The sequence below is a fragment of the Corynebacterium otitidis ATCC 51513 genome (assembly GCF_000296405.1).
GTDB classification, from domain to species: domain Bacteria; phylum Actinomycetota; class Actinomycetes; order Mycobacteriales; family Mycobacteriaceae; genus Corynebacterium; species Corynebacterium otitidis.
The window spans coordinates 524,330-547,360 of sequence record NZ_JH815193.1; the positions used below are offsets into that span (position 1 = coordinate 524,330).

Consider the following 23,031-nt stretch of genomic DNA (forward strand, 5'->3'; position numbering starts at 1 on the left):
CCTTGTTAGGAGCGCTGCCCGAGGAAGCGCACGGAGACGACCTCGCCGGGGGCGACGTGGGTGGTCTCTGCGGGGAGGTGGACCATGGCGTTGGCCTCCGCGAGGCCGGCGAGCAGGTGGGCGGGCGCGCCGCCGGCGCCGCCGCGGGCCTCGACGAGGTAGTCGCCGGTCTCGGCGTCGCGCATGAGCTGGGCGCGCACGAAGCCCTCCCGGCCGGGCTGGGAGTCGAGGTGGTTGAGGATGCGGGCGTTGACCTCGCGGCGCAGCGCGGCGCGCCGCCCGAGCGAGCGCCTGATGACGGGGCGGACGAACACCTCGAAGATGACGAGCGCGGAGACGGGGTTGCTCGGCAGGAGGAACACGGGCGCGCGGTTCTCGCCGAGCAGCCCGAAGCCCTGCACGGAGCCGGGGTGCATGGCGACGCGCTCGGTGTCGATGTCGCCGAGCCGGCTAAGCACCTGGCGGACCGTGTAGCTGGCGCGGCCGCCGACGGCGCCGGCGATGACGAGGATCTCGCTGCGCATGAGCTGCGACTCGATGATCTCGCGCAGCCGCCTGGGCTCGCCGGCGGCGATGCCCACGCGGTGCGGCTCGGCGCCGGCCTCCTTCGCGGCGGCGGCGAGCGCGTAGGAGTTGACGTCGACGACCTGGCCGAGGCCGGGCTGGCGGGTGATGTCGACGAGCTCCGAGCCGACGGAGATGATCGAGACCCTCGGCCTGGGGTAGACGAGCACCTTGCCGCGGCCCACCGCGGCGAGCAGCCCCACCTGCGCGGGGCCCAAGATGCTGCCGGCGGAGACCGCGACGTCGCCGGGACGGATGTCGTCGCCGGCGCGGCGCACGAAGTCCCCGGAGCGTACCGGGCGGCGCGCGACGACGCGGCGCCGGCCCCGGTCGCTCCACGCGAGCGGCAGCACAGCGTCCGCGAGCGAGGGCAGGGGAGCGCCGGTCTGCACGCCCATCGCCTGCTTCGGCTGGAGGCGCAGCGGCTGCTGGGAGCCGGCCTGGATCTCCCCGACGACGGGGAGGCTGGGCGCGCTCGCGGGGGCGGGGCGGCCCTCCCCGTCGGCGAGCGCGTGGCGGCCAGAGAGCCCGGCCTCGCCGCCGACGTCGACGGCGCGCACCGCATATCCGTCGATCGCGGCCTGCGCGAATCCCGGGAGCGCCCGGTCGGCCTCGACCTCCTCGGCGCACATCATGCCGAGCGCGTCGACGATGGAGATCCGCACCGGCTTCGGCGCGACGGCGGCGTCGGTGACCAGGGCGAGCTGGTCGTCTACGGAACGCATCGGTGTCGTCTAGCTCCCTTCCTCACAGGCGCGGCCCCGGCCTCGGCCCGGGGCGGCTCGTCATCTAGGGCCGCCCGCCGCCCGAGCGACCGGAGCGGTGCTCGTCGAGGAGCGCCTGGATCTCCTCCTCGAGGTGCTCGCCGTAGTCGGGGTCGCCGAGCCCGAAGTCGACGCAGGCCTTGATGAACCCGGCGGGGTTGCCGAGGTCGTGGCGCTTGCCCTCGTGGACGACGACGTGGACGGGGTGGCCCTCGTCGATGAGCAGCTCGACGGCGTCGGTGAGCTGCAGCTCGCCGCCCTTGCCGGGGGTGATGCGCTTCAGCGCGTCGAAGATGTCCCGGTCGAGGAGGTAGCGGCCCGCGGCCGCGAGCTTCGAGGGCGCGTCCTTTAAGGCGGGCTTCTCGACCATGCCGGTGACCTTCTTCACCTCGGCGCCGGCGGCCTTAGAGACGGACTTGTCGCAGTCGTCGACGGCGAACACCCCGTAGCTGGAGACCGCCTCGTCGGGCACGGGGAAAGCGCACAGCACGCTGCCGCCGAGGCGCTCGCGCACGGCGGCCATCTTCTCTAGCACCCCGTAGGGAAGCACGAGGTCGTCGGGCAGCATGACGCCCACACAGTCCTCGTCGTCGTCGAGGACCTGCTCGGCCACGCCGACGGCGTGGCCGAGGCCGAGCGGCTCCTCCTGGACGACGGCGACGGCGTCGATGAGCTCGGGCGCGCGGGTGATCTTCCTGAGCTGCTCCTCCTTGCCGCGGCCCTTGAGGGTCTCCTCGAGGCCCTCGGCGCGCTCGAAATACTGCTCGACGGAGTGCTTCGTCGGGGAGGTGACGATCGCCAGGCGCTCCGCGCCGAGCTGCGCGGCCTCCTGCGCGATGAGCTCGATGCCCGGGGTGTCGACGACGGGCAGGAGCTCCTTGGGCACCATCTTGGTCACCGGAAGGAAACGGGTTCCCAGCCCCGCGGCGGGCACCACGACGGTGCGCACGGCGCGCGAATGCTGCCGTTGTGCTGAATCCATAGCCCGTCATGCTACCCGCCCCGCCGGGGGAAAAGCCCAGCGGCAGGCCGCGCTGGCGTGCCCGAATACCCGTTTCCCGCGCGGATCGCCCAGCCCGGCGGGCCGGCGCGGCGGCCGACGCTCCCCGCCCGGGCTAGGTTGGGGCTCATGGCTACTTCGGCTTCCAACACATCCCCCGCAGAGCGCAAGGACGAGATCCGCCGCGAGCTGCGCGCCCGGCGCGAGGACCTCCCCGCCGAGGAGCGCGGCCGCCTAGACAACGCGATCGTCTCCTTCCTCGCGGCGAGGCTGCGCGCCCTGCCCGGCACCCCACGGCTGATCGCCGCGTACTCGCCGCTGGCCACAGAGCCCGGCGGGCCGGCGCTGCTCGACGTCCTCCAGGGGGAGACCGCGCAGGTGCTGCTGCCCATCACGGGCGCGAACGGGAAGCTCTCGTGGGCGCCGTACCGGGGCGCGGGCCGGATGCGCTCTGGCCGCTTCGACATCGCCGAGCCGGACCCTAAGGAGGCGCGCGGCAACGAGGCGCTCGCCGAGTGCGAGCTCATCGTCGTGCCGACCCTGGGGCTCACGCCGGACGGCTACCGGCTGGGCAAGGGCGGCGGCTTCTATGACCGGGCGCTCGCCGAGCTCGACGCGCTCGACGGGCCGCGCCCGGAGGTCGTGGCTCTCGCCTACGACTGGGAGGTGCGCTCGGACATCCCCACCGAGGACCACGACCTGCCCGTCGACGCGTACGCCACCCAGAGCGGCTTCACGCTCCTCGACGAGGAGTAGCGACCGGCTCTCACCTCTTTTCCCCGGCCCCCGCCGCGCGCTTATGGAACCGCGCCGGCGGGCGGGCGCGTCGAAGCGCTCCATGGGGCTGGACCTTAAGGGCCTTCTCGACTCCGCGCGCCGCCCGGGATACCGGCGCTCCCTTTATCTGCGCCGCGCCGCCGCCGGCGCGCTCGTCGCGGCCGCGGGCCTCGGCGTGCTCGCCGAGCGCGGCGGGGAGGTCCCCGTCCTCGCCCTCGCCGAGCCGGTCGAGGCGGGCTCCCCCATCGGTGCCGCCGCGCTCACCGAGCAGCGCGTCCCGCCCGCCCTCGCGCCGCAGGGCCACCTCTCGGGCCCGGAGGGCATAGAGCGCGCCGCGGGCGCGGTGGCGACCGCGCCGCTCGCCGCGGGAGAGATCCTCACCGAGCACAAGCTCCTCGGCCACGACTCCGCGGCGCGCCTCCTCGGCGAGACCCCGCCCGAGCTCGGCCCCGCGACGCTCGTGCCGCTCGCGGTCGCCGCCCCGGAGATCCTCCCCCTTTTGCGCCACGGCGACGTCGTCAGCGTGATTAGCCACGACGGGGACCGGCCCCGGGTCGTCGCCGGCGGGGCGCGCGTCGTGCTCGCCGGCGAGCCCGGCGAGGAGTCCTCGGACCGGGTGCTCCTCGCCCTGCCCGAGGTGCCCGCCGAGGAGGTCGCGGCCGCCTCTCTCGTCGCGCCGCTCACCCTGGTCGTTACCGGGCCGCGCGCCCGCGTGGCCTGACCGGGGCGGGAGCCCTTCCGGCTACGGTGGACCCGCGCGGCCGCGGCCCGACGCGGCCGGCTTAGGGGCCACCCGCCCCCGACCTTCGCGTCCTACCCGACTGACTGATTTTATTAAGGAGCTGGCCGTGCTCAAGGGATTCCGCGACTTCATCCTCCGCGGGAACGTCATCGAACTCTCCGTCGCCGTGGTCATCGGCGCGGCGTTCACCTCGATCGTCGAGGCGTCCACCGACAACATCGTCAACCCGCTCGTCGCCGCACTCGGCGGGGACGGCAGCGAGGTCGAGGGCTTAAGCGTCCAGCTCATCTCGGGCAACTCGGCGACGATCATCGACTTCGGGAAGGTCATCTCCGCGGCGATCAACTTCCTGCTCGTCGCGACGGTCGTCTACTTCATCCTCATCGCCCCGATGAACAAGCTCGCGGAGCTGAAGAAGAAGCGCCTCGGCGTCGAGGCCGAGGAGGCCGAGGAGCTGCCCGACGACCAGCACCTCCTCGCCGAGATCCGCGATCTCTTGAAGGAGCGCGCCGGCGAGCTCGAGGAGCCGAGCGGCCGCCACAGCGTCCCCGAGACCGCGCCGCAGGCCGGCACCGCCGACGGGCCCGGCGCCGAGGACGGGAAGAACAGCTAGCCCGCGCGCGCAACAACGCCGCCGGCCGCTCCCGGATCGCCCGGGCCGCGGCCGGCGGCGTTCTCGTGTCTCTGGGTGTTAGTAGTGCGGCGGGCGCTCCTCGCGCAGCTCCTCCTCGCGGCTGCGCTCGGGCTCGGCGGGAGCGTCCTCGTCGAGCGCGACGACGCGCTGCGCGTCGGCGTCCGCGCTGCCTGCGAAGCCGTGGTGCGGCGTGTCGGCGAGCCGGTCGATGTTGGCGGCGTCGCTCGGCCGCCGCGCCCGGCGGCGCTTGCGGATGGTCATGGGCTTTGGCTCGCCCCTCCCCTCTCGGCTCGTGGCTCGACTGCTCGGCGCCGCCTTCAACGGCGGCGGGTCGTCATCCCTCGCTAGTGGCGGCGCGACTGGCGCACGGCCGCCTCGACGAGCGGGAGGACGACCTCGAGGCCGGACCGGATCCCGGCCCGCCCCGCGGGCAGGTTGATGACCACCGTCGACCCGGAGATCCCCGCCACCCCGCGGGAGAGCGCCCCGTCGGCGTCGCCCGCCTTCAGCGCGGCGGCGCGCAGCGCCTCGGAGAGGCCGGGGAGCTCCCGGTCGAGGAGCGCGGCGGTGGCCTCCGGGGCGCGGTGGCGCCCGGCGACCCCCACCCCGCCGACGGTGAGGACGAGGTCCACTCCCCCGACGACGGCGTGCTCGAGGGCGGCGGTGATCTCCTCGTCGGCCGCGCCGACGCTCACCAGCCCGGTGACGACGTGGCCGCCCTCGGCGGCGAGCTCCCCGGCGAGCTTCGCCGCGCCCGGCTCCCCGAAGCGGTCGGCGACCTCGACGACGAGCGCGGTGCTGCGCCGGATCGGTGTGGGCTCGTTATCCGCGGCGCGCAGGTAGTCGTCGTCCGGCTCGGGCACGCCGGCGAACCGGGCGCCCACCTCCGCCTCCCCGCCGAGGCGCTCCGCGAGCGGCGCGGGCGCGCCGCTGGTGTTCTCTGCCATGGACTCTATTCTTCCCCGTCGGTGAGCGTCACCTCAACCTCGCGGGTGTCGCCGTTGTCTCCGGTGACCTCCAGGGTGACGGTCTGGCCGAACTCGCTGCTGCGGATCGCGGCGACGAGCGCGTCCGCCGAGTCGATCTTGCGGTCGTCGACCTTGGTGATCGACTCGCCGTCGACGATGCCCGCCTCGTCGGCGGGGCTCCCATCGACGACGCCCGCGACGAGCGCGCCCGGCTCGCTGAGCGAGGGCCGCACCTGGACCCCGAGGGTGGGGTAGGTCGCCTCGCCGGTCTCGTTGAGCTGGGTGGCGACCCGCTTCGCGAAGTTCGCGGGGATCGCGAAGCCCAGCCCGATGGAGCCGCCCTGCCCCTCGGAGCCGCCGCCGCTGAGCGAGGCGATCGCGGAGTTCATGCCCACGAGGTGGCCCTGCATGTCGACGAGCGGGCCGCCCGAGTTGCCGGGGTTGATGGCCGCGTCGGTTTGCAGCCCGTCGATGAGCGAGGACTCCCCGCCCCCGTCGGAGGCGCGCACGGGCCGGTTCTTCGCGGAGATGATGCCCGTCGTCACCGTCGAGGAGAGTCCCAGCGGCGAGCCGATCGCGACGACCGGCTGGCCGACCTTGAGCTGGTCGGAGTCGCCGAACTCCATGACCGGCAGGTCGCTCACCCCGGAGATCTTGATGAGCGCGACGTCGGTCGACGGGTCGGAGGCGACGAACTCGGCGGGGTGGGCTTCGCCGTTGTTGAGCGTGACCTGCAGCCGGCCGCCGTTCTGCGCGGCGGAGACGACGTGGTTGTTGGTGAGCACGAGCCCGTCGGAGGAGATGATCGAGCCCGAGCCCTCGCCGGAGCCCTGGGTGCTGAGGACCTGGATCGACACGACCGAGGGCAGCACCGCCTCGGCGACGGCCTCGACGCCGGTGCTCTCCTCGCCGGTGGTGTCCTCCTGCTGCACCGACGGCGCGTCCAAGGAAGACACCGCGTCGTTCGAGCCGACCTGGCCGACGATGAGGCCCGAGATCGTGCCGGCGGCGACCGCCGCGACGGCGGCGAGCGCGACGGCCGCGCCGAGGCCGACCTTCCGCCCGCCGTTCGTCGTCTTCGTGTCGGAGTCGTCGGCGTGCTCGGGCTCGCCGGAGGGGTCGTCGTAGGAGAAGGAGAAGGTGCGCGCCCCCTCGTCGCCGCCCCTCGAGCGCCCATCGGCCTCGCGCTCGTCGCGGCCGCCCCAGTTCGACGCCCACGACCCGCGGTAGCCCTCGCCGCCGCGGGAGTAGGGGTTGTTGTCGTCCTCCGGCCGGGCGCCGTGGCGCCGACCCTCGGGCCGGTCGGTGTCCCCAGAACCGTTCATGTCTCTCATGCTCTCTAGTTCTACGTTCCGCGCTCTAGCGTTCACTGCCAGCGCGGCTGCCCGTGCGCCAGAGTTTACTGAAAGGTCGCTGTACGCCTCGGGGCGGGCCGCTCGGGCGGGAACGAAAAGGCGCCCGCCCCGCCCACGGGTGTGGGTCGGGAGCGGGCGCCTTGGTCGAGACGCGCGGGCGCTCTCCTGGCGGCCCCTTTTACGGGGCCTAGCGGCCTAGGAGAACTGCTCGACGTCGATGAGGCCCTCCTTCGCGGCGCGCACGAGGCGGCGCGGGATGAGGACCGACTGGCCGTCGACGACGACCTGCTGGAGCTTGGGGTTGTTCGCCTTCCACGCGGAGCGGCGGGTGCGGGTGTTGGCCCGGGACTTCTTGAACTTGGGGACAGCCACGTCGGATCCCTCCCTTTCCTAGTTGCTCTGGATCTTCTTCTTGCGGCGGGCCATGCCGCCGAAGCGCTGCTGGAAGCGCTCGACCCGGCCGGCGGTGTCCATGACGCGCTGCGCGCCGGTCCAGAACGGGTGGGACTCGGCGGTCACGTCGACGACGATGAGCGGGTACTCGTTGCCGTCCTCCCACTCGACGGTGCGATCGCTCGTCGCCGTGGAGCGGGTCAGGATCTTGTGGCCCGTGCTGGCGTCCTGGAAGACCACGGCGTGGTAATCCGGGTGGATATCCTTCTTCATCTCTTCTCTTCCCTCAGGTACTACTGCGGGTCGGTTCCCGCCCTACGAGGCCCCGCACCGTAGTTAACTGTGCGCGCCCCGGGCGGGATCGTGCCCGAGTCGGGTCGATGGACAGGTCGTTAAGGTGGCCGATTCCCTAGGGTCAGGGGCCCGGCCGCCGCCGCCATCCCGGCGGCTCCCCACGGGTGTGGCCCGGCGGGCGCGGCGACCAACCTGGGAGATGGTACACCACCTGCGCGGCGCGGGGATAATCGGCGGGCGCCTTCCCCACGCCCAGGGGATTAGGAGCTAGGCGGGCTGGGCTGTAGGATGCTTCCTTGCTGTTGTCGAAAATACTCGTCTACGCCCCGCAAGCTGGCACCGACAGCGCCCCGAGGATGCCCTTCTCGGCGCGGCGCCCGGCTGCCTGACGCTTCCGTGGGCGGCTAGGAGAAAGTTCATCATGTCGGCTATTTGCCAGGTCACGGGCCGCCGACCCAAGGTCGGGAAGTCCGTGTCGCACTCGCACCGGCGCACCTCGCGCCGGTGGACCCCGAACGTTCAGCGTCGCCGGTTCTACCTCCCCTCCGAGGGGCGCACGATCACCCTTAACGTCTCGACGAAGGGTCTGAAGATCATCGACCGCGACGGCATCGAGTCCGTGGTTGCCCGCATCCGGGCGCGAGGGGAGAAGATTTAACTCATGGCTCGCAACGATATTCGCCCGATCATCAAGCTGAAGTCCACGGCTGGTACCGGGTACACCTACGTCACCCGCAAGAACAAGCGCAACAACCCCGATCGCCTTCGCATCAAGAAGTACGACCCGGTTGTCCGCCAGCACGTCGAGTTCCGCGAGGAGCGATAATCCATGGCCAAGAAGTCCAAGATCGTCAAGAACGAGAAGCGCAAGGAGATCGTCGCGCGCTACGCGGAGCGCCGTAACGAGCTGCGCCGGATCATCAAGAACCCGAACACCCCCGACGAGGAGCGCCTCGAGGCGCAGTTCGAGCTCAACCGGCAGCCGCGCGACGCCTCCCCGGTGCGCGTGCGCAACCGCGACTCGCACGACGGCCGCCCGCGCGGCTACCTCCGCAAGTTCGGTCTCTCGCGCGTCCGCATGCGCGAGATGGCTCACCGCGGTGAGCTTCCCGGTGTCCGCAAGTCGAGCTGGTAAGTCAGGGAGTTTTTTGATGAAGCGCAGCAACAACCGGCGCAACCGGCACGAGCCGAGCCGCCGCAACAAGAAGAACCCGCTCAAGGCCGCGGGCATCGAGAAGGTGGACTACAAGGACACCAACACCCTTCGTCAGTTCATCTCGGATCGCCACAAGATCCGTTCGCGCCGCGTCACGGGCCTGAGCCCGAAGCAGCAGCGCGAGGTCGCCACCGCCGTGAAGAACGCGCGCGAGATGGCGCTCCTGCCGTTCACCAGCCGCTAGTCCAGCTGGGAGCAGAGTCGACCAACAGCGGTCTTTTACCGCTGGAGTAGCTTTGGCCGGTAGAAGGCAGACTTTTATCTAGACCGGGCGAGGCCGCCCCACTCCCCTACTTCTTGAGGGGAGGACGGGCGCCCGCCCGGTCTTTTTCATGCGCAACCCCGCCCGCCGCGGCGACGCGGCCCGGGGCGTCGGGTCCCGCGGAGGTCTCATCCTCCCGCGGGCCCGGCCCCGGGCCGCGTCGTTTCTCTTCCTCCCGGGCGCGCGGCAGTGCCCCGGGCGCGTGGCTCGGGAGCGGCCGGCCAGCCGCCCAGACGTCCTCCTAGTAGCTGGAGAAGCCGTCCTCGCTCAGCTTGTGCTCCTCGTCGCCGGTGATGGCGGGGTTGAAGATGCTCACCAGCTCCATGTCGCCGCCCTCGTCGGCGCGCAGGTAGTGCTTGTCGTGCTTGTCGAGCACGTAGATGGTGCCCGGCTCGAGCGGGTAGAGGTTCCCGTCGGTGTCCTCGACGTTGCCGGTGCCGGAGATGCAGTAACACGCCTCCAGGTGGTTGCGGTACTGCAGCCTGGACTCCGTGCCGGCGCGCACGACGGTGTGCGCGACGGCGAATCCCATGTTGTCCTTCTCGGTGAGCACCCGGTGGCTGGTGCCGTTGCCCCACTCGACGCCCTCGACGTCGCTACGCTTTCTCGTAAACATGTCCCCCAGTATCCCAGCGAAGTGTGCGCGCGACAACAGCTAGGGGAATGTGGTAAGCGCCGTCATCCGACTCCGGCCGGGGTGAGGGAGGCAAGACAACGCCGCCCTCCCCGCGGCGGTCGGCGCGCGGGGCGGGCGGCGGTCAAGGGCCGGCTTTAACCCTTAGTGGGCGAAGTGGCGCTCCCCGGTGAGGTACATCGTCACCCCGGCCTTCTTTGCGGCCTCGACGACCTCCTCGTCGCGGATGGAACCGCCCGGCTGCACGACGGCGCGCACGCCGGCGTTGGCGAGGATCTCTAGGCCGTCGGCAAAGGGAAAGAACGCGTCCGAGGCCGCCGCCGAGCCGCGGGCGCGCTCCTCGCCCTCGGCGAGCGTGTTGGCGCGCTCCACGGCGAGCCGCGCCGAGTCGAGCCGGTTGACCTGACCCATGCCCACCCCGACGGTCGCGCCGCCCCGGGCGAGCAGGATCGCGTTCGACTTCGCGGCACGCACCGAGCGCCACGCGAACTCGAGGTCACGCAGCGTCTCCTCGTCGGCGGCCTCGCCGGCGACGAGCCGCCAGGTGCTCGGGTCGTCGCCGGGCGCGTCGACCCGGTCTGCGAGCTGCACGAGCTCCCCGCCGCTAATCGGGGTGCGCGACTCCCCGCCGGCCGCGCCGGCGGGCTCGGCGACCTCGAGGACGCGGAGGTTCTTCTTCTCCTTCAAGATCTCGAGGGCCTCAGGCTCGAAGCCGGGGGCGACGAGCACCTCGGTGAAGATGCCCTTGAGCGCCTTCGCGAGGCCCGCGGTCACGGTGCGGTTCGCGGCGACTACCCCGCCGTACGCGGAGACCGGGTCGCACGCGTGCGCCGCGGCGTGGGCGGCCTCGACCGTGTCGGCGACGGCGATGCCGCAGGGGTTGGTGTGCTTGACGATTGCGACGCAGGCGCCCTCGTGGTCGCCGGCGGCGCGCCACGCGGCGTCGGCGTCCTGGTAGTTGTTGAAGCTCATCGGCTTGCCCTGGTGCTGCCGGGCGCCGGCCAGGCCGCCCTCCCCGGTCGTGTAGAGCGCCGCGGGCTGGTGGGGGTTCTCCCCGTAGCGCAGCACCCCGGCGCGGCGCAGCGAGGTCGCCCGCCACGGGCCAAACGGGGTGTCCTCGTCGTCGGTCTGCGCGCTCAGCCAGCCGGCGACGGCGGCGTCGTACTCGGCGGTGTGGCGGAACGCCGCGGCGGCGAGCCGGGCACGATCGGCGTCGTCGAGGCCGCCGCGGGCCTCGACCGCGTCGAGGATCCCCGCGTACGAGGAAGGCTCGACGACAACGGCGACGCTGCCGTGGTTCTTCGCGGCGGCGCGCACCATGGCCGGCCCGCCGATGTCGATCTTCTCGACGCAGTCGTCGTAGCCGGCCCCGGAGGCGACGGTCTCCCTAAACGGGTAGAGGTTCACCGCGACGAGGTCGAAGGGCTCGATGCCGAGCTCCTCGAGCTGCGCGGCGTGCTCCTTACGGCGCCGGTCGGCGAGGATGCCCGCGTGGACCCGCGGGTGGAGGGTCTTGACCCGCCCGTCGAGGCACTCCGGGAAGCCGGTGAGCTCCTCGACGCGGGTGACGGGCACCCCGGCGTCTGAGATGACGCCGGCCGTCGACCCGGTGGAGACGATCTCCACGCCGGCCCGGGAGAGGCCGCGGGCGAAGTCCGCGACCCCGGTCTTGTCGTACACGCTGATCAGGGCCCGCCGGACCCGCCGAATCTCGCTCACCTTGCTCGCTTTCCTTCGCCTGTTCGCTGCTTGTCCCGCGCGGGCGCCGCGTCCGTGCTAACTAGTTCTCACCGCGGCCGGGCCGGGGCCAGGCCCGGATGACCTCGACGATGAGGGCGCGCTCGGCCTTCTTGATGCGCTCGTGGAGCGTGGCCTCGTCGTCGCCCGGCTCGACGGGCACGACGCGCTGCGCGATGACCGCCCCGGTGTCCACCCCGGCGTCGACGTGGTGCACGGTCGTGCCGGTGACCGTCGCGCCGTCGGCGAGCGCGTCGCGCACGGCGTGCGCGCCCGGGTAGGACGGCAGGAGCGCGGGGTGGGTGTTGATGAGCCGCCCGCGCAGCCGCTCGACGAGAGCAGGCCCGATGACGCGCATGAAGCCCGCGGAGACCACGAGGTCCGCGCCGGCCTCGTCGATCGCCGCGCCGAGGCGCTCGTTCCACTCGTCGCGGTCCCCGCCGAGCTCGACGACGCGGGCCGGCATGCCGACGCGGCGCGCCCGCTCGATCGCGGGGCAGTCCCGGTCGGCGATGAGCCCGACGACGCGGTAGTCGTCGCCGGCATGATCGAGGATCGATTGCACGAGCGTCCCCGAGCCCGAGGCGAGCGCGAGGACGGCGAGCGGTTGCGAGGCAGTCACGCGAGTGAAGTCTAGCGGTCCTCCCCCGCGCCGTCGCCCGGGTCCCCGGCCTCGGGATCCGCGCCCTCGTCGTCCGCGGCGTCCCCGCGGGACGCGTCCCCGTCGCCGCCGTCAGCGCGGCCCGGGTCATCGGCGGCGGCCTCGGGCCCCGCGGCGTCCCCGCCGTCGGGGGCCGCGTCCGCCCTGGCCGGGTCGCCGCCCTCGACGCCGTCGGGCTGATCCTCTGCAGCCGGCCGCTCGGCGGGCTCCTCGCCCGCGGCCTTTTGGGCGCCGGCCGCCGCCTCGTCGGCGTCGTCGCCGACGGAGTCGTCGCCAGCGGGCTGGGGCTCCGCGTCCACGGCGGCGTCGGCGGCCGGTTCCGTCTGCTCAGCGGCGTAGTCCGCGCCGTCGCCGGGCTCGCCCGCGGGCCCCTCGGCGGCCGCGTCGGCGCCGGCTTCGGTGGTGCCCGTGTTTTCGTTGCTTTCCTTGTTATCTATGGTGCCCGTGTTGTCTTCGCGGGCGCGGACCGTCGGGCGGGCGACCCCGGAGGCGGCGGCGCGGGCGTTGAGGTACTCGCGGGCGACGACGATGCCGCGGCCCACGAGACCCGCGGCGGCGAGCCAGCCCGCCGCGGCGAGCGCGCCCGCGACCAGCGAGCCGCCCGTCCAGCCGTAGGCGCCCATCTCCCCGCCGGCGGCGTAGAGCGCCGCGAACACGACGACCGCCACAGTGAGCGCCGCGACGGCGGTCTCCCGGGGGCGGGGCACGCGCGCGCCGACGACGCGGATCGCGACGATCGCGGGCAGCGCGAGCAGCAGCCAGGCCGCCGGGTGCGCCTCGGGCGGGACGGCGGCAAACAGCGGCAGCGGGGGCAGCGCCACGAGGTGCACGCTGAAGAGCGACACCTCGGCCGGGCCGATCTCTAGGCCCGCGCCGACGAGCACCGCGGCGGTCGCGGCCGCCGCGTTGGGCAGGTAGAGGATGCTCAGCAGGGCTGCGGCGGCGACGCCGCCCGGCCCGGCGAAGGCCTCGGCGATCTCCCCGAGGCGGGGCGCGCCGACCACGAGCGCGCCGAAGAGCACGATCCCGCCAGCCGCAACGAGCCCGATGAGGAAGCGCGCCGCGAGGCCCGCGCCGTCAACCACCCAGCCGGCGACCCCGAGGCGCAGCGCCGCGGCGCGCCACAGCCGGGGCGGCAGCCCGGCGGCGAACGCGCCCGCGTAGAGCACGAGCGTCGTGGCCAGCGCGTGCCCGAGCGGCGGCGCGCTCGTCGGCAGGTCCTCCGGCGAGGCGGCGAGCACCGCCCACGCGATAAGGGTGAGGACGAGCGGCGCGGCGAGGCAGTAGCCCGCCAGCACCCCGAGGTCCTGCAGGGTCGCGCGGTGGCGCACCCGGCGGCGCACCCGGGCAGCGACGAGCCACACGAGCCCCAGCGCGGGGAGCAGCGGCACGATCCCTAAGGTGACGTCCTCGAAGGCGACGGGGCCGCCGTTGACGACGAGCCAGCCGGCCGCGACGATCCCGGGCAGCGCGCGCAGCGTGCCGCCGCCGATGAGCAGCGCGGCGAACGCCACGACGACGAGCACCGCGATCACCAGCGCGAGCGGAACGATCACGGTGGGGAAAAAGCGCGCCAGCCGCTCGCGCGGGGTGACCTCGCGGCGCGGGCGGCCGGCGGGCGTTCCTGCGGGTCGGGACTGGCCCCGCGGGCCCGGGCGGGTGGCGCCGCGGGGGCTGCGCGCCGCCCCGGCCGAGGGGCCGCGGCCCCGCCTCGGCCTCCTGCGCGGCTGATAGTTGGTGTGCTCCTCCATCCCCCTTACTGTGCCACGCGGCCTGGCGCGGGCGGCGAAGGCGCGGCGCTCCCCGGGACCGTCGGGGGATTCCGTCCCCGCCCGACGCCTCTGGGGCCGAACCCCGCGTGCGGTGGGCTTTTGCCCGCGCCGCGCGGGACTCAACCTCCCTCGGCGAAGGGGTTCTCGGGCTTAGGGTTGCTCCGTCAGGCGCGGGTGGGTAGTGTTCCCTCCCGGAAGATAACGAAATGATTACGATCCGCCTCGGACCGTGGTCATCGCCGCGAGAACCGGGTAGGGAAAATCCGCCCCGGGATCGCATCGCGACAGTCCTTCTTCGAGATCGGGTAGGGAGTTCGAGACTTTGGGCAAGCACCGGAAGTCGCACAGCACGCAGACCGCGCGCAGCCGCGTGCTCATGGCCGCCGCGGCCACGGGCGTCGTCTCCACAGCCGGCGTCGGCGGCGCGGCCGCCGCGGACGCGATCCACGGCGACAAGGTCGAGGTTCCGGCGCGCTACGCGTTTAGCGCCTACACCGCCGGCGAGCAGGACGGCGCGAGCCTCCCGCAGGCCGCGCCGCAGGTCCTCGAGGCCCCCGAGGCCGCCCCGGCGCTCGAGAACGTCGACGAGCAGGTCGCCAAGGCGATCGCCAGCCACCAGGAGCGCATCGACCAGGAGAACGAGGAGCGCGAGCGCGCCGAGGCCGAGCGACAGGAGGCCGAGCAGCGCGCCGCCGCCGGCCAGGTCGAGGAGAAGACCGGCCTGATCGCCACCACGCAGGCGGGCGTCGCGAAGCCCGCCCAGGGCACGCTGACCTCCACGTTCGGCGTCCGCTGGGGCTCGATGCACCAGGGCCTCGACATCGCGAACTCCGAGGGCACCCCGATCGTCGCCGCGATGTCGGGCGTCGTCATCGACGCGGGCCCGGCCTCGGGCTTCGGCAACTGGGTCCGCATCCAGCACGACGACGGCACGATCACCGTCTACGGCCACATGTCCTCCATCGACGTGAGCGTCGGCCAGCAGGTCCAGGCCGGCCAGAAGATCGCGGGCATGGGCTCGATGGGCTTCTCCACCGGGACGCACCTCCACTTCGAGGTGCACCCCAACGGCGGCGGCGCGATCGACCCGCTGCCTTGGCTCACCGAGCGCGGCATCTCCCTCTAAGAGACGCCATCGCCGCCCCGCTTCGGGCGGCACTCCCTCCCTTATCCGAGAGGAGCCCCGCCACACGATGTGGCGGGGCTTTTCTCGTGCCCAGGGGCACCCCTCCTCCGCCCGGCCGGGGTGGCCGGGGGCAGAATGGGTGGGTGAACCTTGCCGCCGCCCGCGCCGGCCACGAGCCCGGGCCGGCGGCGCTCACCCGTAGCCCCCGACCGGAAAGGCGGCGCCGCCCGTGACCGATCCCGCAGCCGACCCGACCGCCTCCCTGCCGGCCCCGGCCGAGGCGTCCGCCGCCGAGGTCGCCGCCGCCGCTCCCCCGCCCGGCGAGGAGGTCCTCGTCGTCCTCGACGACGACCCCACCGGCACCCAGCCGGTCGCAGGCCTTCCGGTGCTCGCCGCGTGGGAGCCCGCGGACTTCGCGTGGGCGCTCGGCACCGGGGCGCGCGCGATCTACGTCATGACCAACTCCCGCTCCCTGAGCCCGAGGCGCGCCGAGGAGGTCAACCGGGAGGTCGCCCGCAACGCCTACGCCGCGGCTAAGGAGGCGGGCGGGGTGCGGCTGCGCTTCGCGTCGCGCTCCGACTCGACGCTGCGCGGCCACTTCCCCCTAGAGACCGACGTCCTCGCCGAGGAGGTCGCCGCGGCGACCGGCCGGCCCGTCGACGCGGTGCTGCTCGTGCCCGCCTTCCCGGACGCGGGCCGCGTCACCGTCGGCGGGGTGCACTACGCCCGTAACTCCGAGGGCAGCTACGTGCCCGTCGGGGAGACGGAATTTGCCGGCGACGCGAGCTTCGGGTTTCGCTCCTCGCGGCTCGACGAGTGGGTTGAGGAGAAGACCGGCGGGCGCGTGCCCGCCGCCAAGGTCGTTTCCGTGCCCATCGAGGCGATCCGCCGCGACGTCGACGAGGTCGGAGATCTCATCGCGGCCGCGCCCCGCGGCGCGGTGATCGCCGCGGACGCGGTCACCGAGGAGGACCTGCGGCGACTCGCGCTCGGGGTGATCCGCGCCGAGGCCCGGGGCCGCACCCTCCTCTACCGGGTCGGGCCCACCTTCGTGCGCGCCCGCATCGGCCTTGAGCCGCCCGCGCCGCTGAACGGCGTCGAGCCCCCGGCCGGCGCCACGGCCGGCGGTCTCGTCGTCGTGGGCAGCCACGTCGCGCTCACCACGAGGCAGCTCGAGCGGCTGCGCGCCGAGCGCGACGTCGCCGAGCTCGTGCTCGACGTCGAAGAGCTCCTCGACGAGGGGCGCCGCGACGCCCATCTCGCCGCGGTCATCGACGAGGCGGTGTCCGCGCTTACCGACCGCACAGTGGTGGTGAGCACCTCGCGGACGCTCGTGCGGGGCCGCGACGCCGACGAGTCGCTCGCCATCGCCCGCTCGGTCTCGGGCGCGGTCGTCGAGGCCGTCGCCGGCATCGTCGCCCGCGCGACGCCGCGCTTCGTCGTCGCCAAGGGCGGCATCACCTCCTCCGACGTCGCTACAAAGGGCCTCGGCATCAGGCGCGCGATGGTCGCGGGCCCGCTCGGGGACGGGATCATCTCCCTGTGGCGCGGCGCGGACGAGCGCTCCGAGGGGCTCTCCTACGTCGTGTTCGCCGGCAACGTCGGCGACGACGGCTCGCTCGCCAAGGTCGTCGCCAAGCTCTCCGCCTAGAGGCCGCGGGCCGGGCGGGGCCCGAAAAGCCGGCGCGGGGCTCGCGCCCGCGCCTACCATCGACTCCTCTTCGCTTCTCGTCTCAAGGGAGGACGACACCATGATTCACACCGTCGCCGTGCTGGGCTTGGGCGCGATGGGCCTGCCCATCGCCACGAACTTGGCCCGCAGCTTCACAGTTCGGGGCTACGACCCCGATCCCGGGCGCTCCCGACTCGCCGCCGAGGCGGGCGTCTCCCCCGCCGGCTCCGCGAGGGAGGCCGCCGACGGCGCCGACGCCGTGCTGCTGGCGGTGCGCAACCGCCCGCAGCTCGAGACGGCGCTCGACGGGCCCGACGGGGTCGCCGGGGTCCTCGCCGCCGGCGCGGCGGTGATCCTCACCTCAACCGTCGGCCGGGAGGCGGCCCTCGCGGCCGACCGCTCGCTGACCGAGCGGGGGCTGGTGCTCATCGACGCGCCGGTCTCGGGCGGGCCGGCGCGCGCCGGCGAGGGCGACCTGCTCGTCGCCGTCGGCGCCCGCGACGCGGACTACAAGGCCGTGGAGCCGGTGCTCGAGCAGATGGCCGGTACGCTCGTGCGCGTCGGCGACGAGCCCGGAAAGGGCCAGGCGTTCAAGACCGTCAACCAGCTCCTGTGCGGCGCGCACATCGCCGCCGCGGCGGAGGCCCTCGCGCTCGCGGAGAAGCTCGACCTCGACCTCGAGCAGTCGCTCGAGGCGCTCATGTCGGGCGCCGCGTCGTCGTTCATGCTCGGCGACCGCGGACCGCGCATGCTCGAGGCGCTCGCCGGCGGGGAGCCTGAGGTCCGCTCCCGGCTCGACATCTTCGTTAAGGACATGGGGATCGTCGCCGACACGGCCGGGGCGCTCAACCTGCCCCATCCCGTGGCCGGCGCGGCACGCCAGTCCTATCTGTTGGGCCTCGCCGCCGGCGACGGGGAACGCGACGACTCGACCGTCGTGCGCACTATCAGCCCCAGCGCCCCGGGCCGAGAGGGGTAGCCGGCCGTGTCCGCCGTCGCGCTCCTCGCGATCGCCGCGCTCGCCGTGGCGGCGCTGCTCGCCCTCGTGCTGTGGGTGAGGCTGCCCGCATTCGTCGCGCTGCTCATCGTCGCCGTGGGCACGGCGCTCGCCGCCGGCCTGCCGCTTCGCGACGTGGTGCCCACCATCGTCGACGGGGTGGGCGGAACCCTCGGGCAGGTCGTGCTCGTCGTGGGGCTCGGCGCGATGCTCGGCCGCGCCCTAGAGGTCGCCGGCGGGGCGCGCTCGCTCGCCGAGTCGTTCACCGCGAGGCTCGGGCGCCGCCGCGTGGCCGCGGCCGTGACCGCCGCGGCCTTCGTCTTGGGCATCCCCGTCTTCTTCGACGTGGGCTTCATCATCCTCGCGCCCGTGGTCTTCGGCTTCGCCGCCGCGGCCCGGGTCCGCGCGCTCGACGTGGGGCTGCCCGTCGCGGCGGCGATGATCGTCGTGCACGTCGCGCTTCCCCCGCACCCCGGCCCCGTCGCCGCGGCGGGGATCCTCGGGGTCGACGCCGGCCGCCTCGTGCTCGTCGCCCTGCCGATCTGCGCGCTCGCCGTGGCGGCGGGGTTCTACCTCATGCGCCCGCTGCGCCGCGCGAGCGTCACCCCGGGAGACGGGCCCGTCACCGCCCAGGGGACCGACGATTCCGACGCCGGGGACGGCGACGGCGCGCCCGCGCCGCGCGCCTGGGTCGTCGTCGCGCTCGTGCTGTTGCCGCTCGTGCTCATCATGGGCGGCACCGCGGGCACCATGCTCGCCGAGGACGACAGCTTCGCCCACGACGTGCTGGGCTTCGTCGGGGCCGCGCCCATCGCGCTGCTCGTCGCGGTGCTCGCCGCGCACGTCGTCCTCGGCCGGCAGCAGGGCTGGTCGCTCAAGCGGCGCGGCTCGGTGTTCGACTCGGCGCTGCCCGCGGTCGCGACGATCGTGTTCGTCACCGGCGCGGGCGGCGCGTTTGCCGAGGTGCTCGTCGCCACCGGCATCGGGGAGGCGCTCTCCTCCTCGCTCGCGGAGACCTCCATCCCGCTCATCCTCATGGGCTACCTCATCGCCGCGGCGCTACGCGTCACCCAGGGCTCCGCGTCGGTCGCGATCCTCACCGCCGCGGGCCTCGTCGCCCAGCCTCTCGCCGACGCGGGGCTCTCCCCGGCGCAGGCGGTGCTCGTGCTGCTGGCCCTGTGCTTCGGGGCGGCGGGCTTCTCCCACGTCAACGACTCGGGCTTCTGGATCGTGACGAGCTACCTCGGGCTCGGCGTGAAGGACGGGCTGAAGACGTGGACGGTCGCCTCGACGATCGTCAGCGTCGTGGGCCTCGGCCTCACGCTCGCGGCGTACGCGCTCACCGGCTAGCGGGCACGCCGCCTCCCTGACCGCGCCCGGCCCCACCACCAAAGACAAAGGATCCTCGATGGACTTCGTTCACCTCTCCCACGTGCTGCGCCCCGGCGGGGTCGCCTTCCCCGGCGAGCCGACCCTTGGGCTGCGCCAGGACCGGGCGCGCGGCGACGAGCAGGGCTCCGAGTTCGCGGCCTATACCGCGACCCTGCCCGGCCACGTCGGCACCCACATGGACGGCCCGCGCCACCACCGGTTGAGCGGCCCGAGCTTCGACGAGCTGCCCATGCGCTACTTCGCCTACGAGGGCGAAGAGATCGCGCTCATCGACCTGCCGCACCGCGACGAGCCCGCCTCCGTCGTCACGAGGGGCGACCTCGAGGCCCACCGCGAGGAGATCGCCGCCGCCCGCCTGCTGCTTATCCGCACCGGCTTCGAGGCGCGCCGCGACGCCGACCCCGAGACCTACTGCGAGCGCGGGGTCTCCCTCCACCCGGAGGCCTGCCGGTGGCTCTCCGAGGAGTGCCCGCGCCTCGACTGCGTCGGCATGGACTGGCTCTCTGTGGGGTCCCCCACCAACGACTACGGCACCCCGGCGCACCGGTGGCTGCTCGGCTGCCGCAACGACCACCTCATCACCGCGGTCGAGGACATGTCGCTCGCCCCGCTCGGCCGCCGCCGGATCGAGTTCCTCACCCTCGGGCCGCTGCGGCTGGCGGGGGTGGACTCCGCGCAGGTCGCCGCCATCGCGGCCCTCGGCGGGGAGACGGACGGAGACCGGGAGGCCTAGCCCGACTCTCGCCGCCGCGCCGCGCGCGGCGAACCGGGGACTAGAGCTTCTCTAAGGGGACGTTGCCGATGAGCATGAGGCGCACCGTCCCCGAGGACCCGAAGTCGATCATCACCGTCTCGTGCGCGCCGGCGGTGTTGGCCTCGACGACGGTGCCGAGCCCGTACTTCTCGTGGTTGACGCGGTCGCCGACCTCCAGGTGGAGGTTCGAGGAGCCCAGCGACGAGCCCTTCGGGCTGCGGCGGCGGGCCGGGCGCTTCGGCCGCGCCGGCGGGCCCGAGCCAAATCCCCGGTCGAAGCCGGCGTCGTCGCCCCACGCGCCGGCGGCCTCGGGCTCCTCGCGGACCCAGTCGATGAGGTCCTCGGGGATGTCCTGGAGGAAGCGGCTCGCCGGGTTGGTAACAGGGCTACCCCACGAGGAGCGCACGAGCGCGCGGCTTAAGTAGAGGCGCCGCTTCGCGCGCGTGATGCCGACGTAGGCGAGACGGCGTTCCTCGGCGAGCTGCTTCTGGTCGCCGAGCGCCCGGAGGTGCGGGAACTGGCCGTCCTCCCAGCCGGGCAGGAACACGACGGGGAACTCGAGGCCCTTCGCGGTGTGCAGCGTCATGAGCGTGACGAGCCCCTGGCCCTCGTCGGGCAGCTGGTCGGCGTCCGCGACGAGCGAGACGCGCTCGAGGAAGGCCTGCAGGCTGCCGGGCGGGGCCTCGCCCTCCTCGGGCTCAGGGGCGTCGCCAAGGCCTGCGAGGTTGGCGGCCTCGGAGGAGAACTCGCGCGCCACGGAGACGAGCTCGTTGAGGTTGTCGAGCCTGGAGGCGTCCTGCACGTCGTTGGAGTTCTCCAACTGGGCGCGGTAGCCCGTCTGCTCGAGGATCTCCGTGACGAGCTCCCCGAGCCTCGGGATGCCGGTGTCCTCGTCGACGAGCTCGCGGGACGCGCGGCGCAGCCCGTCGAGGAGCTCCGTGAAGCGCGCGATCGCGTTTCTGCCCCTGGCACCCAGCATGGGCACCTCGTCGTGGGCGGCGGCGTCGAGCGCCTCGGCGAACGAGACGCCGTGGTTCTCCGCGTGGAGGCTCACGAAGCCGACCGCGCGGTCGCCGATGCCGCGCTTCGGGGTGTTGACGATGCGGCGCATGCTCACCACGTCGTCGGGGTTGTCGAGCACCCTGAGGTAGGCGATGACGTCGCGGATCTCCTTACGCTCGTAGAAGCGGGTGCCGCCGACGATGCGGTAGGGCACCCCGGAGCGCATGAGCACGTCCTCGATCGCGCGGGAGGCGTTGTTCGTGCGGTACATGACCGCCATGTCGCCGTACGGGGTCCCCTTCGCGGCGAGGTCCTCGATCTCTGAGGCGATGTAGCGCGCCTCGTCGTGCTCGTTGTCCGCGACATACCCGCGGATCGGCTCGCCCTCCCCCAGCGCGGTCCACAGGTTCTTCTCCCGCCGGTTGTCGTTGCGGGCGATGACCGCGTTCGCGGCGCTAAGGATCGTCTGCGTGGAGCGGTAGTTCTGCTCCAGCAGGATCGTCTCGGCCTGCGGGTAGTCGCGCTCGAACTCCTCGATGTTGCGGATCGTCGCGCCGCGGAACGCGTAGATCGACTGGTCCGAGTCGCCCACGACGCACAGCTCCGAGGACGGCACCGCGGAGTCCTCCCCGCGGCCCCCGACGAGCTCGGCGATGAGCCGGTACTGGGCGTGGTTGGTGTCCTGATACTCGTCGACGAGCACGTGCCGGAAACGGCGCCGGTAGTACTCGGCGACCTCCGGGTGGGAGGAGAAGATGCCGACGACCTCGCCGATAAGGTCGTCGAAGTCGAGCGCGTTCGCCCGGCGCAGGCGGCGCTGGTACTCGTCGAAGACCTCAGCTACCGCCTTGTCGAAGGGGTTGCGGGTCTCGTCGGCGCGGCGGGCGGCCTCCTCGGGGCCGACGAGCTCGTTCTTTAGGTTGGAGACCGCGTTGCTTAAGGTGCGGGGCGTGAACTTCTTCGTGTCCAGCTCGAGGTCCTTGGCGATCATGCCGAAAAGCCGGCGCGAGTCGTCGGCGTCGTAGATCGAGAAGTTCGAGTTCAGCCCCTCGACGAGCTGCGCCTGGGAGCGCAGGATCCGCACGCACACCGAGTGGAACGTCGCGACCCACATGCGGCGCGCCTGCGGCCCGACGAGCTCCGCGACGCGCTCGCGCATCTCGGCGGCGGCCTTGTTCGTGAAGGTGATGGCGAGCACCTGGCCGGGCTGCACCCCGCGGCGCGCCATGACGTACGCGATCCGCCGGGTGAGCACCGCCGTCTTGCCCGAGCCCGCGCCCGCGACGATGAGCAGCGACCCGCCCGAGTGGGTGACCGCGGCGCGCTGCTCGTCGTTGAGGCCCTGAAGCAGCTCCTCGGGGCCCCCGGCGGCGGCCGGGCCGCGCCCGGCGGGCGCCGGTCCGGTCGGGGCGGCGGGCTGGAACGGCGAATCGGCGAAGTCAACCATGATGACCGCGACTCTACTCACCGGCCCGGCCGCCGCCGGCCCGGAGCCGGGAAGCCCGCCCCTTTCGGTGCAGGGCGGGTCAGTCGAGGAGGATGACGTGCCCGGCGCGCTCCTCGTCCTCCGCGGCGGCAAGCCCCTCCCCGAGGGCCTCCTCGAGTCGGGACCAGTCGGGCTCGGCGTCGCCGGCGGTGTCCCAGCGCTCGTCGGCGCCGTCCCACACGACGGCGGTGACGTTCTGGGTCGGCTCGGGCAGCTGCGCGCCAAGCACGACGAACGGCTGGGCGAGCGCCTCCGCGCTGAGGCTGTCAACCGCGGCGGCCGCGCCCGGGCCGACCGCGACGATCGCGTCCGGGCCCGCGTTGATCGCGTCGACGAGCTCGTCGCGCACGCTGGAGCCCGGCTCGTAGGCGACGAGCTCGGCGCCTCCCGCGGCATCGCGGGCGGCGTCGGCGGCCGGGCCGTCCTCGGCGAACACGACGAGCGAGCGCTCGTCCGGGTCGACCGCGGGCCCCTCGGCGGGCGGCTGGGTGCTGCCCGGCTCGTCGGGGTCCCCGTAGGCGGCGTCGTCCGCGCCGCCGCCGCACGCCGCGAGCACCAGGCCCGCCGCCGCGGCCGCCGCGGCCGCGAGCTTCCTCAACTCCATCGCTGTCCTTCCTCTATGCCCCGGATATGCCCCCGGGCGGGCGGGCGCCCCGCGCCGAGCGGACGGGCGCGGGGCGCGTGCCGGGTCGGTCGGGACCGAGCCTATCGCTCGGGACCCGGCTCCTTAGCTGCGCCGGCGGGCGACGACCAGCGCGCCGCCGATCGCCACCAGCGCGAGCCCCGCGCCGAGCGCGGCGAGCAGCTCGTCGCCCGTGCGCGCGAGGGC

Annotated in this window: 25 protein-coding genes; 12 read left to right on the top strand and 13 right to left on the bottom strand. The window is 73.5% G+C overall.

From position 1 onward, the window contains the following. Positions 1-5 precede the first annotated feature (5 nt). Together glp and HMPREF9719_RS05120 are read right to left on the bottom strand one after the other, a co-directional pair. Positions 6-1,289: a molybdotransferase-like divisome protein Glp gene (glp, locus tag HMPREF9719_RS05115; protein ID WP_004600912.1), complete on the bottom strand. Its 1,284-nt coding sequence runs from the start codon at positions 1,287-1,289 to the stop codon at positions 6-8. 64 nt (positions 1,290-1,353) lie between these two features. Further along, on the bottom strand, positions 1,354-2,310 hold the full coding sequence (locus tag HMPREF9719_RS05120; RefSeq protein WP_004601844.1) for a UTP--glucose-1-phosphate uridylyltransferase: 957 nt from the start codon (positions 2,308-2,310) through the stop codon (positions 1,354-1,356). A gap of 147 nt (positions 2,311-2,457) precedes the next feature. On the opposite strand from HMPREF9719_RS05120, the gene HMPREF9719_RS05125 reads away from it, so the two are divergent. From HMPREF9719_RS05125 to mscL, 3 genes are all read left to right on the top strand, one after another. After that, a complete protein-coding gene (locus tag HMPREF9719_RS05125) occupies positions 2,458-3,084 on the top strand; it encodes a 5-formyltetrahydrofolate cyclo-ligase (RefSeq protein WP_004600914.1) in 627 nt (208 codons plus the stop codon). 82 nt (positions 3,085-3,166) lie between these two features. After that, entirely contained in the window at positions 3,167-3,826 is a 660-nt protein-coding gene (locus HMPREF9719_RS05130) for an SAF domain-containing protein (RefSeq protein ID WP_004600915.1), read from the top strand. Positions 3,827-3,953: 127 nt separating this feature from the next. Beyond that, positions 3,954-4,460 carry a large conductance mechanosensitive channel protein MscL gene (mscL, locus tag HMPREF9719_RS05135; protein WP_004600916.1) on the top strand — a complete coding sequence of 169 codons (507 nt, stop codon included), beginning with the start codon at positions 3,954-3,956 and terminating at the stop codon, positions 4,458-4,460. A 78-nt stretch (positions 4,461-4,538) separates the two neighbouring features. Here mscL and HMPREF9719_RS05140 read toward each other — a convergent pair whose 3' ends face one another. The 5 genes from HMPREF9719_RS05140 to HMPREF9719_RS05160 form a co-directional block, all read right to left on the bottom strand. After that, positions 4,539-4,742: a hypothetical protein gene (locus HMPREF9719_RS05140; RefSeq protein ID WP_004600917.1), complete on the bottom strand. Its 204-nt coding sequence runs from the start codon at positions 4,740-4,742 to the stop codon at positions 4,539-4,541. Positions 4,743-4,825: 83 nt separating this feature from the next. Beyond that, on the bottom strand, positions 4,826-5,428 hold the full coding sequence (locus tag HMPREF9719_RS05145) for a MogA/MoaB family molybdenum cofactor biosynthesis protein (RefSeq protein WP_004600918.1): 603 nt from the start codon (positions 5,426-5,428) through the stop codon (positions 4,826-4,828). Positions 5,429-5,433: 5 nt separating this feature from the next. Then, positions 5,434-6,783 carry a S1C family serine protease gene (locus HMPREF9719_RS05150; RefSeq protein ID WP_004601843.1) on the bottom strand — a complete coding sequence of 450 codons (1,350 nt, stop codon included), beginning with the start codon at positions 6,781-6,783 and terminating at the stop codon, positions 5,434-5,436. Between the two features lie 216 nt (positions 6,784-6,999). Next, on the bottom strand, positions 7,000-7,176 hold the full coding sequence (gene rpmF / locus HMPREF9719_RS05155) for a 50S ribosomal protein L32 (protein WP_004600920.1): 177 nt from the start codon (positions 7,174-7,176) through the stop codon (positions 7,000-7,002). A gap of 18 nt (positions 7,177-7,194) precedes the next feature. After that, a complete protein-coding gene (locus HMPREF9719_RS05160; protein WP_004600921.1) occupies positions 7,195-7,470 on the bottom strand; it encodes a type B 50S ribosomal protein L31 in 276 nt (91 codons plus the stop codon). A gap of 442 nt (positions 7,471-7,912) precedes the next feature. Between HMPREF9719_RS05160 and rpmB the strand changes: the two genes are divergently transcribed. The 4 genes from rpmB to rpsR are packed head-to-tail and all read left to right on the top strand — an operon-like array spanning position 7,913 to position 8,891. Then, a complete protein-coding gene (gene rpmB / locus HMPREF9719_RS05165; protein WP_004600922.1) occupies positions 7,913-8,149 on the top strand; it encodes a 50S ribosomal protein L28 in 237 nt (78 codons plus the stop codon). A gap of 3 nt (positions 8,150-8,152) precedes the next feature. Beyond that, complete coding sequence (rpmG, locus tag HMPREF9719_RS05170; protein ID WP_004600923.1) at positions 8,153-8,317, top strand: 50S ribosomal protein L33; 165 nt, start codon at positions 8,153-8,155, stop codon at positions 8,315-8,317. A 3-nt stretch (positions 8,318-8,320) separates the two neighbouring features. After that, the gene (gene rpsN, locus HMPREF9719_RS05175) at positions 8,321-8,626 is read left to right on the top strand and encodes a 30S ribosomal protein S14 (protein WP_004600924.1); all 306 of its coding nucleotides are present in this window, start codon (positions 8,321-8,323) and stop codon (positions 8,624-8,626) included. Between the two features lie 16 nt (positions 8,627-8,642). After that, positions 8,643-8,891 carry a 30S ribosomal protein S18 gene (gene rpsR, locus HMPREF9719_RS05180; RefSeq protein ID WP_004600925.1) on the top strand — a complete coding sequence of 83 codons (249 nt, stop codon included), beginning with the start codon at positions 8,643-8,645 and terminating at the stop codon, positions 8,889-8,891. Between the two features lie 319 nt (positions 8,892-9,210). On the opposite strand, the gene HMPREF9719_RS05185 is transcribed toward rpsR, so the two are convergent. The 4 genes from HMPREF9719_RS05185 to HMPREF9719_RS05200 form a co-directional block, all read right to left on the bottom strand. Then, on the bottom strand, positions 9,211-9,585 hold the full coding sequence (locus tag HMPREF9719_RS05185) for an ectoine synthase (protein ID WP_004600926.1): 375 nt from the start codon (positions 9,583-9,585) through the stop codon (positions 9,211-9,213). Between the two features lie 162 nt (positions 9,586-9,747). Further along, positions 9,748-11,322 (bottom strand): bifunctional phosphoribosylaminoimidazolecarboxamide formyltransferase/IMP cyclohydrolase, encoded by a 1,575-nt coding sequence (purH, locus tag HMPREF9719_RS05190; RefSeq protein WP_004600927.1) that lies wholly within the window; start codon positions 11,320-11,322, stop codon positions 9,748-9,750. Between the two features lie 61 nt (positions 11,323-11,383). After that, positions 11,384-11,962, bottom strand: a complete 579-nt coding sequence (gene purN / locus HMPREF9719_RS05195; protein WP_004600928.1) for a phosphoribosylglycinamide formyltransferase — start codon at positions 11,960-11,962, stop codon at positions 11,384-11,386. An 11-nt stretch (positions 11,963-11,973) separates the two neighbouring features. Next, positions 11,974-13,752 (bottom strand): cell division protein PerM, encoded by a 1,779-nt coding sequence (locus HMPREF9719_RS05200; protein WP_004600929.1) that lies wholly within the window; start codon positions 13,750-13,752, stop codon positions 11,974-11,976. Positions 13,753-14,095: 343 nt separating this feature from the next. Here HMPREF9719_RS05200 and HMPREF9719_RS05205 point away from each other — a divergent pair, with 343 nt between their 5' ends. The 5 genes from HMPREF9719_RS05205 to HMPREF9719_RS05225 all read left to right on the top strand — a co-directional run bounded on the left by HMPREF9719_RS05205 (position 14,096) and on the right by HMPREF9719_RS05225 (position 19,693). Further along, positions 14,096-14,899: a M23 family metallopeptidase gene (locus tag HMPREF9719_RS05205; RefSeq protein WP_004600930.1), complete on the top strand. Its 804-nt coding sequence runs from the start codon at positions 14,096-14,098 to the stop codon at positions 14,897-14,899. Positions 14,900-15,128: 229 nt separating this feature from the next. Further along, entirely contained in the window at positions 15,129-16,550 is a 1,422-nt protein-coding gene (locus HMPREF9719_RS05210; protein WP_004600931.1) for a four-carbon acid sugar kinase family protein, read from the top strand. Between the two features lie 100 nt (positions 16,551-16,650). Then, positions 16,651-17,550: an NAD(P)-dependent oxidoreductase gene (locus HMPREF9719_RS05215; protein ID WP_004600932.1), complete on the top strand. Its 900-nt coding sequence runs from the start codon at positions 16,651-16,653 to the stop codon at positions 17,548-17,550. A gap of 6 nt (positions 17,551-17,556) precedes the next feature. Further along, a complete protein-coding gene (locus tag HMPREF9719_RS05220; protein WP_004600933.1) occupies positions 17,557-18,918 on the top strand; it encodes a GntP family transporter in 1,362 nt (453 codons plus the stop codon). A gap of 58 nt (positions 18,919-18,976) precedes the next feature. Beyond that, a complete protein-coding gene (locus tag HMPREF9719_RS05225) occupies positions 18,977-19,693 on the top strand; it encodes a cyclase family protein (protein WP_004600934.1) in 717 nt (238 codons plus the stop codon). A gap of 40 nt (positions 19,694-19,733) precedes the next feature. On the opposite strand, the gene pcrA is transcribed toward HMPREF9719_RS05225, so the two are convergent. Both pcrA and HMPREF9719_RS09500 read right to left on the bottom strand, forming a co-directional pair. After that, positions 19,734-22,163 (bottom strand): DNA helicase PcrA, encoded by a 2,430-nt coding sequence (gene pcrA / locus HMPREF9719_RS05230; protein ID WP_004600935.1) that lies wholly within the window; start codon positions 22,161-22,163, stop codon positions 19,734-19,736. Positions 22,164-22,242: 79 nt separating this feature from the next. Beyond that, entirely contained in the window at positions 22,243-22,806 is a 564-nt protein-coding gene (locus tag HMPREF9719_RS09500) for a hypothetical protein (RefSeq protein WP_004600936.1), read from the bottom strand. Positions 22,807-23,031: the final 225 nt, after the last annotated feature.

Excerpts from the sequence above, each read along its gene's own strand:
- HMPREF9719_RS05125 (WP_004600914.1), top strand. The coding sequence starts at position 2,458 with ATGGCTACTTCGGCTTCCAACACATCCCCCGCAGAGCGCAAGGACGAG.
- HMPREF9719_RS05160 (WP_004600921.1), bottom strand. The coding sequence starts at position 7,470 with ATGAAGAAGGATATCCACCCGGATTACCACGCCGTGGTCTTCCAGGAC.
- HMPREF9719_RS05150 (WP_004601843.1), bottom strand. The coding sequence starts at position 6,783 with ATGAGAGACATGAACGGTTCTGGGGACACCGACCGGCCCGAGGGTCGG.
- rpsN (WP_004600924.1), top strand. The coding sequence starts at position 8,321 with ATGGCCAAGAAGTCCAAGATCGTCAAGAACGAGAAGCGCAAGGAGATC.
- HMPREF9719_RS05225 (WP_004600934.1), top strand. The coding sequence starts at position 18,977 with ATGGACTTCGTTCACCTCTCCCACGTGCTGCGCCCCGGCGGGGTCGCC.
- rpsR (WP_004600925.1), top strand. The coding sequence starts at position 8,643 with ATGAAGCGCAGCAACAACCGGCGCAACCGGCACGAGCCGAGCCGCCGC.
- HMPREF9719_RS05130 (WP_004600915.1), top strand. The coding sequence starts at position 3,167 with ATGGGGCTGGACCTTAAGGGCCTTCTCGACTCCGCGCGCCGCCCGGGA.
- HMPREF9719_RS05200 (WP_004600929.1), bottom strand. The coding sequence starts at position 13,752 with ATGGAGGAGCACACCAACTATCAGCCGCGCAGGAGGCCGAGGCGGGGC.
- HMPREF9719_RS05145 (WP_004600918.1), bottom strand. The coding sequence starts at position 5,428 with ATGGCAGAGAACACCAGCGGCGCGCCCGCGCCGCTCGCGGAGCGCCTC.
- HMPREF9719_RS09500 (WP_004600936.1), bottom strand. The coding sequence starts at position 22,806 with ATGGAGTTGAGGAAGCTCGCGGCCGCGGCGGCCGCGGCGGCGGGCCTG.
- rpmG (WP_004600923.1), top strand. The coding sequence starts at position 8,153 with ATGGCTCGCAACGATATTCGCCCGATCATCAAGCTGAAGTCCACGGCT.
- glp (WP_004600912.1), bottom strand. The coding sequence starts at position 1,289 with ATGCGTTCCGTAGACGACCAGCTCGCCCTGGTCACCGACGCCGCCGTC.
- rpmB (WP_004600922.1), top strand. The coding sequence starts at position 7,913 with ATGTCGGCTATTTGCCAGGTCACGGGCCGCCGACCCAAGGTCGGGAAG.
- HMPREF9719_RS05185 (WP_004600926.1), bottom strand. The coding sequence starts at position 9,585 with ATGTTTACGAGAAAGCGTAGCGACGTCGAGGGCGTCGAGTGGGGCAAC.
- pcrA (WP_004600935.1), bottom strand. The coding sequence starts at position 22,163 with ATGGTTGACTTCGCCGATTCGCCGTTCCAGCCCGCCGCCCCGACCGGA.
- HMPREF9719_RS05215 (WP_004600932.1), top strand. The coding sequence starts at position 16,651 with ATGATTCACACCGTCGCCGTGCTGGGCTTGGGCGCGATGGGCCTGCCC.
- HMPREF9719_RS05140 (WP_004600917.1), bottom strand. The coding sequence starts at position 4,742 with ATGACCATCCGCAAGCGCCGCCGGGCGCGGCGGCCGAGCGACGCCGCC.
- HMPREF9719_RS05120 (WP_004601844.1), bottom strand. The coding sequence starts at position 2,310 with ATGGATTCAGCACAACGGCAGCATTCGCGCGCCGTGCGCACCGTCGTG.